The organism is Methanoregula sp. (assembly GCF_041663825.1).
GTDB lineage: Archaea > Halobacteriota > Methanomicrobia > Methanomicrobiales > Methanospirillaceae > Methanoregula.
The window spans coordinates 66644-86079 of the sequence record NZ_JBAYLY010000011.1 but is presented as its reverse complement, the minus strand read 5'-3'; the positions used below and the strand labels follow the sequence as shown (position 1 = coordinate 86079).

The following is a 19436-nucleotide window of genomic DNA, read 5'->3' as shown; positions in this document are numbered from 1 at the left end:
TGCTGTTGACGGGGATAAATACTTCAACCAGTTAAAAAAGCAGTTCAGGGCGAATCCCAATACCATTGACAAAGCACTCAAATCCCTTGTTGAGGGCGGCCTTGTCGCAAAGAAGGTAAAGCAACTTGTGGATACCAGTGATACCAACAAGACCTACTATACCACAACAAGACTTGGCGAAAAATTGCTGGCCGGCTTATACGATGCCGCACTGCCTCCGCTTGCGGCACACCCGCCGGCCCCTGCGGCGCCCGCCCGCTCCCAGTCCCGCAGCCGTGCCGCACGGGTCGAGGAAGCCTGAACCGGTCTTACTCAGGTCTTCCTGTTTTTCGTAACAGATCAGCCGGATAGGTATAACCTGCGGGTTAGCTGAATGGGCCGCGGAGGGATGGACGGGAAATGACTTGGCAAATAGGGGGAGAGAGCACCTGATTTTTTACTGCTTTGCGTCAATAAACACCAATATTTTTCTACATCTAAAACAATTACCTATAAATAGATAATTTGAAGTGTGCGCCTTTCATATTGGTGAGTACCAAAAACATAAACAAAAATGCAATGTGTTTATACAATTAACAAAAGTTTTATGTGCAATCGAGTCCAATAAGTGATTATGAGTTTAAACGGTAACCTACCCGGATGGGTTGAGAAAGGGCACTCAACTCTCTGGGCACGGTTTGAAAACAAGCCTTTCCGCCTCGATGAGGCCATTAACGTCCTTGGGGAGGTTGAGCATGATTCTCCTGAAAAGGTGCCTGTCCTGCTCTCCCGGCTACGAAAGGCAGGTCTGCTTTCTGTTACCTCAGACGATAGCGATGCACGCAAGAAGATCTACCAAGTCATCAGCAAAGACGCTCGGGTCACTAAGATTTTTGAAACCGATACCAATCTCACCCGGGGCGACCTTGAGGCCCTGTTGAAACGTGCCGCAGATATCATCAGGACCCGTGTTGATTACAAGTTCATCCTCCTGCCCCTGTTTCTCAAGCGGATCAGTGATAAATGGGAGCTGGAGTATGAATCCACAAAACAAGAGGCCCTTGATGATGGGTACTCGGAAGCTGAGGCCAGTGCCGAGGCCAAGCGGGCGATGTACCATGATTTCGATCTGCCGGACGATTTCCTCTGGGAGAATATCCGGAAGTCCGTGAATAACCTTCCCGAAGTGTTCTCAAAGGCGCTCAAGGAAATTTCCGAACGGAACCCAGAACTCAGCGATGTTCTTGATTCGGTTGATTTTATCGAGTTTGCAAAAAGCCAGGAAAATGCGGAGATCCTCCGGCAACTGGTTGAACTGTTCAGCGAGAAGAAACTCCATCACGTATCCCCGGATATCCTCGGAGATGCCTATGAGTGGATTCTCCGGTACTTTGCACCCCAGAAGGCGAAAGAGGGGGAGGTATACACCCCAAGGGAAGTGATCAGGACCCTTATCGGTATACTCGATCCGAAACCCGGCGAGAGCGTGTATGATCCCGCGTCAGCTTCGAATGGAATGCTCATTGCTGCGCATGCGCATGTCAGGGATCACTTCGGTCCTTCTGCGGCTGAACAACTGTTCCTCTTCGGGCAGGAAGCGAATGCGAAGACCCTCGCGTTTGGCCGAATGAACATGTATATTCATGATATCCGGAATGTGCAGCTCGGGTATGGCGACACGCTCCTGTATCCCAAATTCAAAGACGGCGAGACGATACAGAAGTTCGATATCGTCGTCGCGAACCCTCCGTGGAACCAGGACATGTACGACGAGAACCAGCTCAAAAAAGGCGAGTTCTGGAAGCAGCGGTTTTCCTATGGGTTCCCCAACCGGCAGTCGGCAGACTGGGCGTGGATCCAGCATATGCTTGCCTCTGCAAAGGACGGGAACGGACGCGTGGGGGTTGTTATCGATAACGGCTGCCTCTTTCGGGGCGGCAAGGAGAGGGCCATACGCCAGAAGATCCTTGAGGCGGACCTGCTCGGCTGCGTGATACTGACCCCTGAGAAACTCTTCTATAATACCGGAGCTCCGGGTGCCCTGCTCTTTTTCTGGAAGAACAAGCCGGAGGAGCACCGGAATAAGGTGCTTATCATCAATGCAGCACAGGAGTTTGGGAAGCATCCAGATGTCAGGAAACTCAACATCCTCGCGGACAAGAACATCGAGAAGATCGTCCGTGTGGCAGACACCTGGGAGGAGATTGACGGTTTCTCGAAGGTAGTCCCGCTCGCAGAGATCGAAAAGAACGATTTCAGCCTGAACGTGACGCTGTACGTATCGCCGCAGAAAGTGGTCGAGGAAGTCGATATCCCTGCGACGTGGGCTGCGATAAAGGGTGTGGAGAAAGAACTACTGGCGGTAGATGATCAGATTGCCGGGTATCTCAAAGAGATCGGGTACGGGGGAGGGGAATAATGGCTGAAGAAAATTTGCCTGAAGTATATGACGCTGAACGGGCAGCATCCGAATTTATAATTTATCAGACTGAAGGTGGAGAGACCCGGGTTCAGGTTCGATTGTTTGAACGATCCGTTTGGTTAACTCAGCGATTAATTGCGGATCTGTATCAAAAATCGGTAACCACGATCAATGAACACATACGGAATATCTACGAAGATACAGAACTCGATCCCGCGGCAACTATTCGGAAATTCCGAATAGTTCAAAGTGAAGGTGGCAGAAAGGTCGAACGACTTGTAGATTTTTATAATCTCGATGTTATTCTTGCAGTTGGTTATCGTGTCCGATCTTCTCGTGGCACACAATTCCGCCAATGGGCAACGAAGAGTTTACGGGAATACGTCGTTAAAGGGTTTGTTCTGGATGATGAACGCCTCAAAGAGGGGACAGGTCTTGGAGAAGATTATTTCGATGAGCTCCTTGAGCGTATCCGGGATATCCGGGCTTCTGAGCGGCGGTTCTACCAGAAAATAACCGATATCTATGCTACCAGTATCGATTATAACCCCCATCACCAGATAACACTGGACTTTTTCAAAACGGTGCAGAACAAGATGCACTGGGCAATCCATGGACATACAGCTGCTGAGCTGATTGCAGAGCGGGCTAACGGGAATAAACCGAATATGGGGCTGACCACGTGGAAGCAAGCCCCGAAAGGCCGGATACACAAGACCGATGTGACTGTTGCCAAAAACTACCTCACGCAAGAAGAGATATCGAACCTTAACCTGATCGTGAACCAGTACTTGGACTTTGCTGAGTTCCAGGCACGCCAGCGAAAATCCATGACAATGGAAGACTGGATCGTGAAACTGGACGGTTTTCTGAAACTGAACGACCGTGAGATTCTCCAGACTGCCGGACGCATCTCTGCTGAACGTGCACATCAGAAGGCTGAAGCAGAATTCGAACAGTTCGAACAACGAAGGAGATTGCGGGAATCCTCCGAACCGACCAGTGACTTTGATCATATGGTGGATGAAATAAAGGCACTCCCTTCAGGGAAATCGAAGAAGAACGGTGGTTCTGCATGACGGGGATTGTCCCGATGCCGGCAACTATCTGGAAATTCCAGATAGTTCGATTTTTTGGTACGCAAGATGGAAACGATCTGGAAACCCCGACTCGTCCAAATAATACCGAAAATGCCAAAAACACCAGAATGTCGGCCGGAATTGCAAACCAAGCAATTTTAGATCGTTTTGTTGACGCCAGCAAAACGATCGGTGTCTTTGATCAAACAACAGGAGGGATTTCTTATGCCATCTCCCGATGAAGTCCTTCCCGCTGCATTTGCGTTGCACAACTCCCCCCGGAGATATGCTCTTCTTGTCGGATCCGGTATATCACAGGATACCGGCATTTTTACCGCAAGAGAAATTACCGATGACATTCTCCTTCAAGCGGCAGGAGAGAAAATAACCCCTCCCCGGGAACCCATCGATTGGTACAGGGAAACGCATGGGAATGCTGAACCCACCTTCACCGGCCTTTTTGAAGAATATGCTCAATCGCCCGATGATCGTGAAGCGTTTCTCCGGCAATATTTCGAACCTTCTGAAAAAAACGGTAATGCACAGGTAACGACACCCACTCCCGCCCATATGAGTATTGCCCATCTTGTCCGGGATGGAGTTATCAGCGTCATCATTACGACCAATTTTGATAACCTGCTGGAAAAGGCGATAGAGCAGGTAACCGGGAAAGTGCCGGTCGTGATAACCTATGAGAGCGACCCAAGGAAGATGGAAGTCGCGGGAGAGCACTGCCGGATCGTAAAGGTTAACGGGAGTTATCCCGGTACCGATTTGAAATTGACACCGAAGGATCTCGCAGAGTATGTTCCCTCCCTGGCAGCGTACCTTGACCGAATCTTTTCAGAGTACGGTCTTGTAATCTGCGGATGGTCCGGCGAACACGATACCGGTCTTGTAAAACTCCTCACTGCTGACAGAACAAGGCGATTTGCCACCTTCTGGTGCAACCGGGAGATCCCGGAGAAAATCCCGGAAACGATCAGGACAAAACTGCATCTCTCAACCATCGGGATTACATCAGCAAACGAATTCTTTGGCGATCTCGAATCCCAGATTGCCATGCTCGGCCGCCATGAGCGGAAAACTCCGCTCACGGTTGAACGTGCAATCCAGAATGTCAAAGATGTATTAAAAGAGTCACGACCTGAATTGACACTCCCGGATTTAGTGAACAATGAATTAGATAAAGTTCTGATCGAACTCAATAAAGAGGGATATGTAAAGGATATACATATTGATGGTAAAGCTTGTTATCGACAGAGACTTGAAGATCTTGAAACCGTGACTGCTCCCTTGGCAGCTATGGTGGCAACAATCTCATTTTATGATAACGAAAAATATGGAGATTTACTATCTGATATTATTGAAAGGTTGATCAATTTAGAAAGGAGAGAGCCATTTCCAATTGGTCATCGAAATACAACTTATTTCTCATCTGTTGAAAAATTATCTGAATGTCTTAATAATTTGAGATTTTATCCTGCGTTACTTGTTATTTATTCCAGTGGGATTGCTGCAGTAAAAAAATATAATCTCAAAACAATCGAGGCAATTTTACTAAATCCCTCTATTCGAGAATTTGATTTAAACCATGTCAATTATTCACCTTATTTCAGGTATGTAAACGTCACATCGATTTTCGGTTGTGATCAACACCTTATAATTGAATTTAATCAGGCTAGATTCGGAACTGCACAGTACATGTATTATTATCCCTATCGTGTTGTTCAATCGATTATCCAGTCTTTAATTCCAAGCGAGATTGCCTACGAAGCGGCATTCGATATATTCGAATATCTCTATGGGATTTGTTTTCTTTCTCGTGGCGGAAAAATTAGAACAAGTTCCGTTAAAGATCCCACCAATCCTTTATTGACGCGGGCTTGGGTGAAAACCGTAGGATATGGTGGTCGCGGTCGAATGATGTTACCACACTCTGTCAGATCATATATCCTTGAAATCAACTCACGGGCTGGCGACTCAAAATTTTTCGGACATGATTTCCAGCGGTTTGAACTATGCAATCATGATTTAGCTGAATATTACGAGACAGTACCGCCATTGACCAGAATACAGCCTGCTGGTGAAGTCGGAGGTGAAAATTGAGATGACAATTACCCCCTCATTATCGGCTCATGGCGACCCTTTCGAAATCTGGCCAATTGCTGTATTGAATGACCTCGTATATATCAATCCTGAATCTCGCGACCCTACACTAGATCCCCAAGATAAATTTTCTTATATCGATATCGATTCGGTTGAAAATGGGACCGGATTAATTAAGGGTGTAAAAATAATCTTGGGAAAAGACGCCCCCTCGCGAGCCCGCCGTATTGTACGGGCGGATGATGTAATTATGTCAGAGGTACGCCCGTATCTCAAAGCCTTTGCAATTGTCCCGAAAAAACTGGATAACCAAATTTGTTCTACCGGGTTTGCGGTGTTAAGAAGCAAGGGAGATATTGAGCCGGAATTTTTACTCAATGTACTATTCTCCAATGAAGTTATTGAACAATGTAACCGGATGATGGTCGGGGCTCAATATCCTGCTCTTAATGATTCTCAAGTGAAAAAGATCCATATCCCCCTTCCCCCTCTCCCCGAACAGCGCCAGATCGCCACCATCCTCTCCACCGTTGACAACGCCCTCCAGCGCTCGCAACAGGCGATTACCGAGACGGAGCGGCTCAAGGTAGGCGTGATGCAGGAGCTGATGACGAAGGGCATCGGGCATACAAAATTTAAGGAGGATCCGGATGTCGGGAGGGTGCCGAAGGAATGGAATGTCAATTCATTAGAGCACATTTCAGAGCGGATAACTGTAGGTATAGTTGTAAAACCCGCAGATCATTATGTCGCACAAGGAATTCCAGCATTTAGATCATTTAATATCTTGAGTGATAAACTCAACACGAATGATCTTGTATTTATTTCAAAGATTGAAAACGATAGTATCTTCCTAAAATCAAAGATTTTTTATGGAGATATTCTTGTTGTAAGAACTGGAACTCCAGGAACTGCTTGTGTAGTACCGAAAGAATTTGACGGTTGTAACTGCATTGATTTGATTATAATTAGTCCGAAAAAAATAGCGGTTATTGCGGAGTATCTAAGTAGATATATCAATTCCCAAATAGTCAAATCTCAGATTTTCAATCTAAAATCTGGACTGGCTCAACAACATATCAATGTTAATGAAATTAAAAAGGTCAAAGTCTCAATTCCTCCGCTTACGGAACAACAACAGATTATCGCTATTTTAACGAAAATCGATAGCAAACTCCTCCTCCAGCGCCAGCGTACCTCCCACTACGAACGCTTGAAGCAGGGCCTGATGAACGATCTCCTGACCGGAAAACGAAGGGTGACGGTGACCTGAAGTATGGAACAGACAAAGGTTCCGCAATCCGCATTGCGGTTTCTTGCGACTGCCCAGCAGGATCTCAAGGCTGCCCGTTGCCTGCACGAAAACGGTTACTATCCTCAGGCTGTTTTTTACCTTGAGCAGAGTGTTGAAAAAGGTCTGAAATCCTATTCAATAACATTAGGGATTATCGATGAGAGCGAGGCACGGCGGGAGATCAGCCATAAAACTTTGAAGATTTATGAAAAATCGACAAAAAATTTCAGACAGAGAGTGGTAACTCTTCAGGAAAACCTGAAAAAGATCCCGCAGTTAGAAAATTTCTTTAACCAACAGGTAAATTTTGCTGAAATCCTCGGACAACGTGATCACGCACTCGACCAGATACACACACTCTTAAAACAGGATATTGGATCATTACGGCTCACACAAGAGGAATTAAACAAACACATCACGTCACTTCAGGATCTCCACAGAGAGGCTCAACGAGAAAAATCAAAAATACAATCACGACCGATTACCCCGTCGGAATTTCGTAAATACAAACGCTCTATCGTAAACATGCTGCGTGCCGCCATTCCGAATGATCCTGAAAAAATAAAGCAGGCTAACGAAGAATTGAATCGGGATTTTACATTCGAAACGTATGAAAAAATAATGAAAGATGCGATTACCCGGTATGTCCCTCCAATAGAAGTATTTCAATCGCTTTTGCCTCTTTCGATAATATTGCAATCTCATGCTGTTGCACGATATCCCGCTCCGGATTTCGTTCCCCTTGAGTTTTATACCCCGGATCTTCCTCTCATAAAATCATTTTCGAAACTGGCAGATATTACGGAACGGGTGTTGAATCAGGTAGATGAGATCTATCAAAATGCTGAAGGGAGGTCCGTCTCATGAAATCCCTCGAATCTATCCTCGTCGAGGACCCGTTCATCGAGAAACTGAAGGCAACCGGCTGGACGCTGACCCCGGCCGATCAGCTGGAGCGGGAGAGTTACAGGGAACCACTCCTCGTTAACCCACTCATCCGCGCCATAAAAAAAATCAACAGCGGGATAGGGATCGGGGAGAAGGAGATCTGGCTCGCCGTCCGGGAACTCCAGAGCCGGGGCCCGGGTATTGAATCCGCCCGACAGATCCTCCGGTTCATGAAAGAGGGCATCCCGGTCCGCTTCGAGAAGAGCCGGACCGTGGAATATATCCGGCTTTTCGATTACGATACCCTCGAAAATAACGAATTTGTCGTCTCGCGGCAGGTTATCCACGAGGGGGGAAAAGACCGGATCCGGAACGATATTCTCCTCTATATCAACGGAATCCCGCTCGTCAATATAGAGTGCAAGGACCCGGCAAGCCTCACGGAAGACTGGCACAAGGCATACGCCCAGATCCGGGAATACAAGAAGATCGTCCCGGAGCTCTACAAGTATGTCCAGATCGGGATGGCCGCCGAACAGATCGTGAAGTTCTTCCCGATCGTCCCATGGCTTGACGAGGTAAAGACCGACGAATGGAAGATCGAGGGCAAGGAGCCGCACGATGCCGCGATTTCAATGCTTGCGCCTGCCTGCCTGCTCGACATCCTCCGTCATTTCCTCTTCATGCGCAGGGAGATGGGCGAGGAGACCAAGGTCATTGCCCGGTATATCCAGTACCGTGCGGCAAACAAGATGGTCAACCGGGTTCTCGATAACCTGGCCGGAAAGGAAACAAAGAACAAAGGGCTCATCTGGCACTGGCAGGGTTCGGGAAAGACCCTCACGATGATCTTTGCCGCAAACAAGCTCTACCACCACCCCGCCCTGGACAATCCCTCGATCTTCTTTATTGTCGACCGGATCGATCTGGAGGACCAGCTGTACGAGGAGTATACTGCGCTCTCTCTCACAAAACCCGAGGTCATCGGCAACATCGGGGAACTAAAAAGAGTACTTTCTGCCGACCAGGGGAAAGGCCGGCGGGGGATTATGATCACCCTCATCCACAAGTTCCGGCCCGAGGAACTTTCCGGGCTCCAGAAGGAACTGGAGAACCTGCCGGCGAAAATGTCACGACCCGAAAAAACATCGTCGCATTCATTGACGAGGGCCACCGCTCGCAGTACGGCCTGATGGCCGCCCAGATGCGGCAGGGAATCTTCAAGAATGGCTTCTTCTTTGCCCTGACCGGGACACCGGTGAGTAAGATCGGGAAGGATACCTACACGGAGTTCAGCTATCCCGCAGACGGGGAACTCTATCTTGACAAGTATTTCATCCGTGAATCGATCGAGGACGGGTTTACCGTAAAGATCGTCTACCAGCCGCGCCTTGAAAAAGAGGCCGGGATCCACCTTGACCGCGAGATGCTCCGGATCTTCCTGGAGACCGAGCTCGAAGAGATCCCTGAAGGCTACCGCCAGCCCGTTGAAGAGGGCGTGAAAAAACGCCTCAATATTATCAAGGTCTATCTGGAGAACCCGAAAAGGATCGCTGCAATTGCACAGGACATTGCCGCCCATTTCCGGGAAAATGTCGACGGGAAGTACAAAGCGATGGTCGTAGCGGTGAGCCGCAGGGCATGTGGTATCTACAAGCAGGAACTCGACAAACTTCTCTCCCCGGAATATTCCAAGATTGTCATGACCTACCGGGACGATGAACGGGACGCCGTGATTGATACCTATAAACAGGGCGTCATGGAGGCAAACCCCGGGTACAGCACGGAGGAGATCAACGACAAGACCCGGGAGGAATTCCGCGAGGAAGAGACACCGAAAATCCTTATTGTCACCGACAAACTTCTTACCGGTTTCGATGCCCCCATCCTCCAGACCATGTATCTCGACAAACCGCTCCGTGAACACCGGCTCCTCCAGGCCATAGCCCGAACCAACCGACCGTACAAGGGCATCAAAAAAGCCGGCCTCGTTCTCGATTATGTCGGCATACTCAGGGATTTCAAAAAAGCCCTCGAACACTATAATGAGACCGATATCTCCAGCGCACTGTTCTCCACGGACCAGATTGTACAGGAATTCGAAGCCCTGATGAAGACGCTTACAGATATTTTTACCGGGATCCGCATCGGATCTTATGACCGGGACACGTTCCTCTCGGCAATCGAACTCCTCTCTTCGGACAATAATGCAGCGGAGGAATTTATTGATACCTACCGGGAGATGCGAAAGGTCTTTGAATTCCTCGGCCCTCACCAGATAAAACTCAAATATTTCGAACAGTACAAATGGTTCTCCGAAATCTATTCGTATTATATCCGGATGGCCCTCCGGGACAAGCCCGATTACGATACTTACGTCCAGAAATATTTTGACAAGACCGTCAGGTATGTCCATAAAACGACAGATATCAGCACCATCGAAAACAGTCTCCCCATCATCGAATTCGGACCAGAGTACCTTGAGGCCCTTGAGAAGAAATGCGACAGTACCCGTGAAAAAGCGGCAAACATTGTCTTTACGCTTAACCGCCTCGTCCTCGTTGACCGCCATCAGACACCTGTCTTTGAGTCCCTTCTTGAACGGGTGGAAAAGATCATCCGTGAATGGAAAGAGAAATCCCGGGATTACGAGACGATTTACCGTGACGGGGCAGCGATCATCCAGGAGATGCAACAGTTAAATGCCCGTCGAATCCAGATGGGACTATCAGAATTCGAATATTCTATGTTTTTAAAAATTGAGCAGTCTTGGGGCCAGGATCCGGCGCTTGCTGACGATATCCGACAATTGTCCGGGGATCTTGAAAAATCGATGTTCCCGGGGTGGATATCCCAGATCAGCGCCAAGAAGAATGTTGAGCAGGAGATCCGCCGGTTCTGCCGCAGGTACGGAAAACAGGAAGGAAAGAGCATTGAGGAGATCGATCAACTCTACATCGGGCTCATAGAGAGTGTGAAGAACTATGCAGGCACGAGCTGAAGCCGGTTCTGTTCCCTATTCGGTTACACACCGGAATATCCGGTATCCCCGCCTGGAGTTCAGAACCGGGAGCCTGCTTGTCGTTCTCCCAAAGGGTCAGGATGAAAAGAGGATACTGGAGAAACACCGGGGCTGGATATCAAAAAAATATGACTATATCCGGGCGGCTCTGGAAGCATCCGGGAATATCGAACCTGAATCCCGTTCCCGGGAAGAATTATTGGAACTGACTCTCCGGTTAATTGATGAATATTCCCGGGAGCTTGAGTGTTCCCCGACACGGATCATTACGAAAAAAATGGTGACCAAATGGGCGAGCTGTAGCAGGAGGGGATGCATAACCGTCAACACAGATGTGCAGTTCCTTCCGGAATCTCTGATCAGGTATGTCCTGTTCCATGAGATGCTTCATCTTATCCACAGAAAACACGATGAATCGTTCTGGAAATACATTAACCAGAAGTTCGATAAGCCTCAAGAACTGGAAACACAGCTCTGTTCGTACTGGTTCCTGATTCATAAAATGAAATAAGTGACCTTTCCCTCAGCTCGATCACCCACCCTTCCTTTTTCAATAAGGGCAAGGGGGTCACCCCTCCCTCCAAAAAAATTGGTCGCCCCCCTCCCCCCTACCTCCCAATCAGCAGAAAAACTGGTCGGACCGATCAATTTCAAAATCGGTCGGGGCGACTTCTTTTTTTCCAGTACCACGACCTGTATTTCCACTGAATGGTCAGACGAGAACGGGGGGTCGCCCCGACCGTACTTGATCAGAGGCCGGACCGACTGATCAGGATCATTGGTCGGGGCGACCTTTGATCCACGCGGATTTGAGGTCACCCCCCCTCCCCCTGCCTCCTACTCAACAGAAAAAATGGCCGGACCGATCATTTTCAAAATCGGTCGGGGCGACCGCTGAAACGCTCCGCAACAACATGGATGCGGAGCGGAGTATTTCAGGAAACACGCTGGCCGGGTACTGGAAGGCAGGATCTGGGATCAGGTGCCCATGATCAATGCCGGTGCGGTTTAAGCGGTGTGGTTAAGGGACCGCCCTTTTTACCTGAAAATTTTACTTTCATTTACAGAACCTTTTTGTTCTTCCGCACCAACCAATCTGTAAATACCTGAAAATTTTACAAAAATTTACAGGTTCTGACAGACACGTGGTAGTTCGGGTGCGGGATGAAAAAACCTCAGAAGCCGCCGGATTTCGGTAGGGTATGGTCGGATTATCTTGACAAGTATAATGATCTGGCCAACAAAGTGAACCAGAAGGATGAAGAATCCGAGGAAATACGCAGGCTGATCCGGAAATACAACGAGCAGGAGTATATCCACTGGGACGACCTGAGGCGAAAGAACCTCCCTTACGATCCTGTAACGTTCTGGTTCGTGATACGCACCATCCGCAGTACGAAGTACCGCGAAATCCGGATTGGCGACGAGAAATTCCCCTTCTGTACCCCGGAAAAATTCCAGAAACAACTCCATCGCATCGACAAGGCCTCCCCGGCATCATTCGACTGGCTCTTTGGGGAATTCCCGAGCGCGGCAAACAAGCAACAGTACCTCATCAACTCCCTGATGGAGGAAGCCATCGCATCCAGCCAGCTCGAAGGTGCTGCCACGACCCGGATGGCAGCAAAGAAGATCCTGCGCGAGAAAAGAAAACCAAAAAACACCTCGGAACAGATGATCGTCAACAACTACCAGACGATCAGCCGGCTCAAGGAGCTGCGGGATCAGCCGCTGTCCCGTGAACTTATCCTTGAAATTCACCGCGAGATTACCCAGGAGACGCTTGAGAGCGAAAGTGACGAGACGGACTTCCGGACTACCGATGATATTGTTGTCGGCAGCAAAGCTGATCCGACAAAGATCTACCATTACCCACCGGATGTAGCAAAGATCCCGGCGATGATCGATGACCTCATTATGTTTGCGAATGAGGACGACGAGTTTATCCACCCGATTGTCAAAGCGATCATCCTCCATTTCCTGATCGGGTACATCCACCCGTTCAATGACGGGAACGGGAGGACTGCCCGGGCGCTCTTCTACTGGTATGCCCTCAAACACCACTATGATCTGCTGGAATACATCTCGATCTCACGGATCTTTGTCCACGCCCCGGTTCAGTACACCCGTGCCTACCAGTTGACCGAGACGGACAACAACGATATGACCTATTTCATCGATTTTAATATTCATATCATCAGCCGGGCCCTGGACGCCCTGAAAGAGTACCTTGTCCATAAGAAAGAGGAGGAAACAGAATCCTTAAGTCTCGTCGAACAAATCCCGGATCTCTCTTTCAGGCAGGCAGAGATCCTCCGGGATTTCATTCGTCACCCGACACGGTACTACGCGATCAGCGAGATTGCCGGGAAGTACAAAGTATCGCTACCGACGGCAAGAACCGATCTCCTCCTGCTTGAGGAAAAAGGAAAACTCAAAAAGTATCAGGACGGGAAACGGCAGGTTTTCATGTACCGAACTGAGGCCCGGCGATAAACCCCGGCTCAAACCGGCAGCGGCATCTTCGTCGCTTCCAGCGCCTGCTCGATTGCAAGAATCTCCGCTAATTGAGCCTTGGTCGAAGGCCCCTTAGGCACCGCCTTGCACCCCGTCGCCTTGCTCGTGGACTCATCATAGGTCCCGATCTCCCGGGCGAGCTGCATCGTGTCCACCTTGTCAAACCCGATGAGCGGGCGGTAGACCGGGATGGTTGCTGCATCGGAGAGGACAACCAGGTTGTCGATCGTCTGGCTTGCCACCTGCCCGAGCGACTCGCCATTCACGACGCCCTTTGCCCCGACCTCCGCTGCGACCTTCTCAGCAATCCGGTACATCCGGCGCTTGCAGAAGAGGCAGGTATACTTCTCCTGGTGGTTCCGGGTGAGTTCCTTTTTTGCCGCCGCTAAGTACGGGTCGTGGATCACCCGGAGCTGGATGTCGGGCTGGTACTGGCGCAGGATCTCCACCACCCGTTCTGCCCGGGCAAGCACCGTCTCGTCAAGGAAGGAATCGAGCGCAACAAAGATCGGCACGATCTTACAGCCCCGCTTCATCATCATCCACGCCGCTACGGGAGAGTCGATGCCCCCCGAGACGAGCGCGACAAGCGTCCCTTCGACCCCGAGCGGGAGGCCGCCGACGCCTTTTATCACGGTGTCGTACAGGTAGCACTCGTCCTGCCGGATCTCGACATGGATCTCCACGTCGGGAGCGGCGAGGTTTACCTTCAGGTGCGGGAATGCCTTACGGACGATATCGCCGAGTTCTATCGCCTTATCGTTCGAGGAAAATGCGTGTTTGCCCACCCTTTTAATCCGGAGCGCAAACGTCTTTGCCGTGGCAAGGCCGTGGGTCCGGCCGTATTCGATGAGGGCGGTTTCGAGCGGTACGTCGTGGGGTACATGCTCGACCTCCGAGAACGAGACGATCCCAAAGACGTGCCGGAGTTTTTCGGGATCGACATCGCCGTTGACCCAGATCCTGCCCCGTTCGCTCTGGATCTTTAAGTCCGGCATCAGCAGCCGGATGTTGTTCATCAGGACACGTTCCCACTGCCGGCGCACCGGATCCGACTTCAAAAATATCTCCGAATACCTGACCAGCCATTTCTTCGACATTACAATTTCACCTTATATTACCGGCCTGTTTTTTCGTCTTTGCCGTTTTCCGGACTCGTTCAACTTCTTCCTGTCCTTCAATCCGCAGGAGATAGGTCCCGTGGCAGGGTTTCGTGTAGGGAAACGTGATCTTCGTTCCCTCTTCGATCCCGAGCGCGATGGGTGGGAGCCCGATGATGTACTCGTCGAAGAGCTTGTACCCCGGTTCCACGTACCAGACCTCGGCGTAGTTCTTCTCCACGTACTCCCGGCACTCCTTAAAAGAAGCACCCAGCGGGAGGATCTTCTCATACTTCAGACTCTCGATACAACCCATCCAAGCACCTTGTTGATCTTCGCCTTGAGCTGCGCCGGGTTGTGCACTGCTTTTTCTACAAGGGTCTCGCAGGGGAAATTGATCTCCGCTGCGAGCGGTTCGGGGTCTTTCCCGAAGACGACAACGATAAACCGGCTCCCCGGGAGCAGGTGGCGCAGGGTCGCCGCGTACGCGATGGCCGCGTCGTTATGCGCAAAAACAATGCAGAGCGTACAGTCCCGTTTCTTCTCGACGATCTCCGCGATGCAGGTCTCCAGCACGAGTGTCTTTTGGATGTAGACACTTTTCGGGTCAGAGACTTTCAGGAGGCCGAGCACCGAGGGGTTCCCGGTGACGAGCACGTCCGCCCCCCGGTCGCGGAGGCCGGATGTAACGTAGAGTGCAAGCGCCTGCTGCACCGGTACCTCCGGGCAGCCGAGTACGATAATGGCCTTTTCGTGGGGTGATACTGGATCGGTCATGGGTTCTGTCTCCCGACAAGGGTGCTGATCGCGTCGCTCGTGATAAGCCCGATCACGTGCTGGTCGGAATCGACGACCGGGAGCGCCGAGATCGAATGGGCTTCCATCTTCTGGGCCGCATCCTCCACAGGCTCGTTCTCGGTGGTCGTGACCACGTCCCTGCTCATGATCTCGTCGAGCCAGAGGAAGTTGGACGCGACCGCCTTTGCAATATCCCACGAGGTCACGATCCCCACGAGTTTGCCGCCGTCAGCGGCTAGCACCGGCAGGTGGTTGACACCGCACCGGATCATTCTCCGTGCGGCGACCGCAATCGTGGTACCTTCCTCGATGCATTCGGCGTCCCGGGCCATCACGTCCCCGACCACCGTGTGCGACAGGAACTTGGTGACAAGGTAATTGATCTGTCCCGATTCGAGGAGGAACGCGTCGTGGCCGTAGTTGGACCGGATCTCGCAGTAGTGCACCTCGCGTTCGTTTGCCGTGAGAGCCGTCACGATCTCCTGCGACTGGTAGGGCGGGTAGAGCCAGTCCGACGAGACGGAGATGACAAAGAACGCCGCTTTTGCCGGGGCAAGCCCGGGCGTAAGCGAACCATCCTTTGTCAGGTCGAAGTAGTCGATCGCCTTGGTGATATAGAGGTACGTGTTTGCATCGAACCGTTTTGTGAAGGTGTCTCCCTGGTGGTGGAGGTAACTCTCGATGGCAAACTCGGTCGAGAAATCAAACCCGACCTTATCCTTTCCCTGGAGCGCCCTCCCGAACTTCGTATGCATCGACTCGTCGGAGAGGTACGTGATGTGGCCGACCATCCGGGCGAGTGCGAGGCCATGCGTGGGAAGCCGTTTCCCGTAGTAGTCGCCCTTGTTCCAGTCGGGGTCTGAGATGATCGCTTTCCTGCCGACCTCGTTAAACGCGATCTGCTGGGGCGTCGAGTAGCCGGTTGTGGCGAGGATGATCGCCTTTTTGATCATGTCCGGGTACGAGACTGTCCACTGGAGCGCCTGCATCCCTCCCATCGACCCGCCGGCGACCGCGTAGAGTTCGGTGATGCCGAAGTGATCGAGGAGACGTTTCTGGGCATTGACCATGTCGGGGATTGTGACAACAGGAAAAGTCGCGCCATAGGGTTTGCCGGTTTCGGGGTTTATTGAGGAAGGGCCGGTCGAGCCCTTGCATCCCCCGAGAACGTTACTACAGATCACAAAATAGCGATCCGTATCGAATGCCTTGCCGGGCCCGACAACCGTGTCCCACCAGCCGGGTTTGTCGTCCCCTTCGTGGAACCCGGCGATATGGGCGTCGCCCGACAGGGCATGGCAGATAAGGATCGCGTTGCTCTTCTCTTTGTTCAGTTTGCCGTAGGTCTCAAAGGCGATCGTCACTTTTGGAAGAACCGCACCGCTCTCTAAAGTGAGGGGACCGGGGAGGTCCACCTGTTCTGTCTTAACGATGCCTAGCGAGCCTCGGAGCATACTCATACTCTTTAGACTTGGGCAAGGGCCTGATTAAGATCTTCGATGATATCTTCAATGTCCTCTGTCCCGATGGAGAGCCTGACAAAGTCGGGGGTAACACCGGTCTTTGCCTGTTCCTCAACGGTGAGCTGCTGGTGGGTGGTGCTCGCCGGATGGATCGCGAGACTCTTGGAGTCCCCGATGTTTGCAAGGTCGCTGAAGAGCTTGAGACTGTCGATGAACTTCTTGCTGGCCTTCTCTCCTCCCTTGATACCGACACCGACCAGAGGCCCGAAGCCGCCCTTGAGGTATTTCACCGCAAGTTTGTGGTTGGCGTCATCCGGCAGGCCCGGGTACGTTACCCATGCGACCTTCGGGTGGGTTTTGAGGAACTTCGCGACGGCGAGTGCGTTCTCCGAGTGCCGGGGGACCCGCAGGTGGAGGGTTTCAAGGCCGAGGAGGAGCGTCCACGCATTGAACGGGCTGATGATGGCGCCGGTATCCCGGAGAAGTGAGACACGGATCTTGAAGATGAACGCGACGTTCCCGAGGCCCGGGAAGTTCCCGAACGTGTCCCAGTACTTGAGACCGTGGTAACCCGGGTCCGGTTCGGTGAACTCGGGGAACTTGCCGTTGTTCCAGGCAAACTTACCGGAATCGACGATGACTCCTCCGAGGGAGACACCGTGGCCGCCGATGTACTTCGTGGCCGAGTGGACGATGATGTCGACGCCGTGCTCGAACGGGCGGACAAGGCCGATGCCGGTCGTGTTATCAACGATGACCGGGATGCCGTGGTCGTGGGCAATCTTCGAAATTGCCTCAAAGTCGGGGGTGTCGAGTTTCGGGTTCCCTACGGTCTCGGCGTAAATGGCCCGGGTCTTGGAGTTTATCGCTTTCTTGAACTCCTCGGGTTTTGAGGAGTCCACAAAGACGACATGGCGCCCGAACTTGGGGAGCGTGTAGTGGAAGAACTCGTAGGTGCCGCCGTACAGGTTATCAGCCGAGACGATCTCGTCGCCCGGGCGGGTGAGGTTTAAGATCGCGTAGGTGATTGCCGCAGCGCCCGAACCGGTAGCGAGTGCACTGGTGCCTCCTTCAATGGCGGCGACGCGCTTCTCGAAGACATCCTGGGTCGGGTTCATGAGCCGGCCATAGATGTTCCCGAGTTCCTTTAAGCCAAAGAGGTTTGCAGCCTGCTCGGTGTTCTTGAATACGTACGATGTGGTCTGGTAGATCGGGACGGCTCTCGATCTGGTCGTCGGGTCTACATCCTGTCCTGCATGGATGGCAATCGTGCCAAGTCTGAACTTTTTCTCTGTCATGGTAATCTTTCCTGTATTTTTTATTTCTGTTTTTGTTATGGTCGTCTGGCTTCTCTTATTCTGATACTGGATGCGGACTACACTTATCTGGCCGCTTTATCCACAGGAATCTGGTATTTATCTGCAATTTCCGTAAACGCCTCCGCAAGGTAGTGGATCTGGTCCCAGTTCAGGCCGTAGGTGTTGAGTTTCCACGTCCGGGTCGCACCCGCAAATTCGCCGACGATACCGCGTTTGGTCAGTTCGTCGGAGAAGTAGAAGCCCCGGCGCTTGTGGGTCTGGGCCACGACATCGAAGCTTCCCGTCGTATCGACCTTCGTGAGCGAGTGCTTCCTCGGGTACTCTGAGAGGACCTTGCTGCCGTTGATCCGGAGCAGGGTGTCGATGAAGTAGTTGGACTTCTTTACTTCCTCGTCCCAGTGGAGCACCCGTTCTTTTACCGTGGGGAACGATGCCATCATTGACAGCAGGGTCCCGCCCATGAGCGTGCACCCGAGCAGTTCCACCTCCTTGATCCCGAATTTCCTCTTAGTGAGATCCCCTACCATCCCGGTGGTCCGGAGGGCCTTTGGTGCGAAATCGTCGTTGACCGCAAGGACCCCCGAAGGCGCCACCGAGGCCATGCTCTTGTGTCCGGAGCCGACGACAAAGTCAGCCCCGATCTTCTTGCCGTCGACCGGCTGGACGCCGACCGTATAGGCCCCGTTGTAGAGGAAGGGGATGTCGTACTGGTGGGCGACTTTCCCGATCCCGGTAATTTCGTGCTCGTTTGCATACTGGTAATCGAAGTGGTCGATCATGACGAGCACCGGAAGTTTTCCGGTCTCAGTCTTGACATCCTCGATCTTCTGGGCGGTTGCCTCCGCGGTCACGATATGCTTGTCGTTGAGCGGGACTTCCTTTACCTGGCCGCCTGCATTTTCCACGGCGAGAAACTCGGTATAGTGGGCAAGGGCCGAGACAATGACGCTGTCGCCTTTGTTGACGAGCGTGTTTGCGACGGCCTGGAACCCGCGACGGGCACCGGGGACGACCCGGGCCTGGTCCATGTTGAGCCACTTCGCGAGTTCTTCATGGAACTCTGCGATGCCGGGCCGGGAGATCTTGTCGAGACGGAAGGGTTTGCGGCAGAAATCACAGGTGGAGTATCCGTCACCATAGGATATGAGCGCCTTTCGGGCTTCCGTCGTCAACCGTCCAGCCGCCTGGATGGGGTGGATGTTGATGTATTGTTCTTCGCGGGAACGGACATCGAGGGTTCCTGCGATCTTCGTTACCTTTGGGGTTCCGGTACCGGCCTCGAGGTCTGCAATGATGGCCTTGAGGTCGGAGACCTTTTTCGTGAACGCTGCCTCCTGCTCGGCGGAAAGGCCGGTAGGAAGAGAGTCCCGGAAGATCCCCCGGATCTCTTCAAGCTCGAAGAGTGCTTCAAATGTTTTCTGTACTCTGATACTCATGGGAACACCA

The 19436-nt window shown here is 51.7% G+C and carries 17 protein-coding genes; 11 read left to right on the top strand and 6 right to left on the bottom strand.

The window, feature by feature from the left end; genetic code table 11:
• The 11 genes from WCX19_RS07160 to WCX19_RS07110 all read left to right on the top strand — a co-directional run.
• Window positions 1–301 (top strand): hypothetical protein (locus WCX19_RS07160; RefSeq protein WP_373006592.1); only part of this gene is annotated, 301 nt, incomplete at its 5' end.
• A 312-nt stretch (window positions 302–613) separates the two neighbouring features.
• A complete protein-coding gene (locus WCX19_RS07155; protein ID WP_373006590.1) occupies window positions 614–2398 on the top strand; it encodes an N-6 DNA methylase in 1785 nt (594 codons plus the stop codon).
• Window positions 2398–3480: a virulence RhuM family protein gene (locus WCX19_RS07150; RefSeq protein WP_373006588.1), complete on the top strand. Its 1083-nt coding sequence runs from the start codon at window positions 2398–2400 to the stop codon at window positions 3478–3480. The genes WCX19_RS07155 and WCX19_RS07150 overlap by 1 nt, the downstream gene beginning before the upstream one ends.
• Complete coding sequence (locus WCX19_RS07145) at window positions 3477–3722, top strand: hypothetical protein (RefSeq protein ID WP_373006586.1); 246 nt, start codon at window positions 3477–3479, stop codon at window positions 3720–3722. The genes WCX19_RS07150 and WCX19_RS07145 overlap by 4 nt, the downstream gene beginning before the upstream one ends.
• The gene (locus WCX19_RS07140; protein ID WP_373006584.1) at window positions 3706–5589 is read left to right on the top strand and encodes an SIR2 family protein; all 1884 of its coding nucleotides are present in this window, start codon (window positions 3706–3708) and stop codon (window positions 5587–5589) included. Before WCX19_RS07145 ends, WCX19_RS07140 begins: the two co-directional genes overlap by 17 nt.
• Before the next feature lies 1 nt (window position 5590).
• Window positions 5591–6862: a restriction endonuclease subunit S gene (locus tag WCX19_RS07135; protein ID WP_373006582.1), complete on the top strand. Its 1272-nt coding sequence runs from the start codon at window positions 5591–5593 to the stop codon at window positions 6860–6862.
• Window positions 6863–6865: 3 nt separating this feature from the next.
• On the top strand, window positions 6866–7750 hold the full coding sequence (locus tag WCX19_RS07130) for a HEPN domain-containing protein (RefSeq protein ID WP_373006580.1): 885 nt from the start codon (window positions 6866–6868) through the stop codon (window positions 7748–7750).
• A complete protein-coding gene (locus WCX19_RS07125; RefSeq protein WP_373006578.1) occupies window positions 7747–8964 on the top strand; it encodes an HsdR family type I site-specific deoxyribonuclease in 1218 nt (405 codons plus the stop codon). The genes WCX19_RS07130 and WCX19_RS07125 overlap by 4 nt, the downstream gene beginning before the upstream one ends.
• Window positions 8919–10772, top strand: a complete 1854-nt coding sequence (locus tag WCX19_RS07120; RefSeq protein WP_373006598.1) for an HsdR family type I site-specific deoxyribonuclease — start codon at window positions 8919–8921, stop codon at window positions 10770–10772. The genes WCX19_RS07125 and WCX19_RS07120 overlap by 46 nt, the downstream gene beginning before the upstream one ends.
• Window positions 10756–11304: a YgjP-like metallopeptidase domain-containing protein gene (locus WCX19_RS07115; RefSeq protein WP_373006576.1), complete on the top strand. Its 549-nt coding sequence runs from the start codon at window positions 10756–10758 to the stop codon at window positions 11302–11304. The genes WCX19_RS07120 and WCX19_RS07115 overlap by 17 nt, the downstream gene beginning before the upstream one ends.
• Window positions 11305–11957: 653 nt before the next feature.
• Window positions 11958–13289 carry a Fic family protein gene (locus WCX19_RS07110; protein ID WP_373006574.1) on the top strand — a complete coding sequence of 444 codons (1332 nt, stop codon included), beginning with the start codon at window positions 11958–11960 and terminating at the stop codon, window positions 13287–13289.
• An 8-nt stretch (window positions 13290–13297) separates the two neighbouring features.
• Here WCX19_RS07110 and thiI read toward each other — a convergent pair whose 3' ends face one another.
• From thiI to pscS, 6 genes are all read right to left on the bottom strand, one after another.
• Window positions 13298–14410, bottom strand: coding sequence for a tRNA uracil 4-sulfurtransferase ThiI (gene thiI / locus WCX19_RS07105; RefSeq protein WP_373006572.1), 1113 nt, complete (start codon window positions 14408–14410; stop codon window positions 13298–13300).
• A gap of 7 nt (window positions 14411–14417) precedes the next feature.
• Window positions 14418–14726 carry a DUF1894 domain-containing protein gene (locus tag WCX19_RS07100; protein WP_373006570.1) on the bottom strand — a complete coding sequence of 103 codons (309 nt, stop codon included), beginning with the start codon at window positions 14724–14726 and terminating at the stop codon, window positions 14418–14420.
• Window positions 14705–15187 carry a DUF1890 domain-containing protein gene (locus WCX19_RS07095; RefSeq protein WP_373006568.1) on the bottom strand — a complete coding sequence of 161 codons (483 nt, stop codon included), beginning with the start codon at window positions 15185–15187 and terminating at the stop codon, window positions 14705–14707. Before WCX19_RS07095 ends, WCX19_RS07100 begins: the two co-directional genes overlap by 22 nt.
• A complete protein-coding gene (locus WCX19_RS07090) occupies window positions 15184–16662 on the bottom strand; it encodes a homoserine O-acetyltransferase (RefSeq protein WP_373006596.1) in 1479 nt (492 codons plus the stop codon). The genes WCX19_RS07095 and WCX19_RS07090 overlap by 4 nt, the downstream gene beginning before the upstream one ends.
• Window positions 16663–16673: 11 nt before the next feature.
• The gene (locus WCX19_RS07085) at window positions 16674–17969 is read right to left on the bottom strand and encodes an O-acetylhomoserine aminocarboxypropyltransferase/cysteine synthase family protein (RefSeq protein ID WP_373006566.1); all 1296 of its coding nucleotides are present in this window, start codon (window positions 17967–17969) and stop codon (window positions 16674–16676) included.
• 83 nt (window positions 17970–18052) lie between these two features.
• Window positions 18053–19426, bottom strand: a complete 1374-nt coding sequence (pscS, locus tag WCX19_RS07080; RefSeq protein ID WP_373006564.1) for an O-phospho-L-seryl-tRNA:Cys-tRNA synthase — start codon at window positions 19424–19426, stop codon at window positions 18053–18055.
• Window positions 19427–19436: the final 10 nt, after the last annotated feature.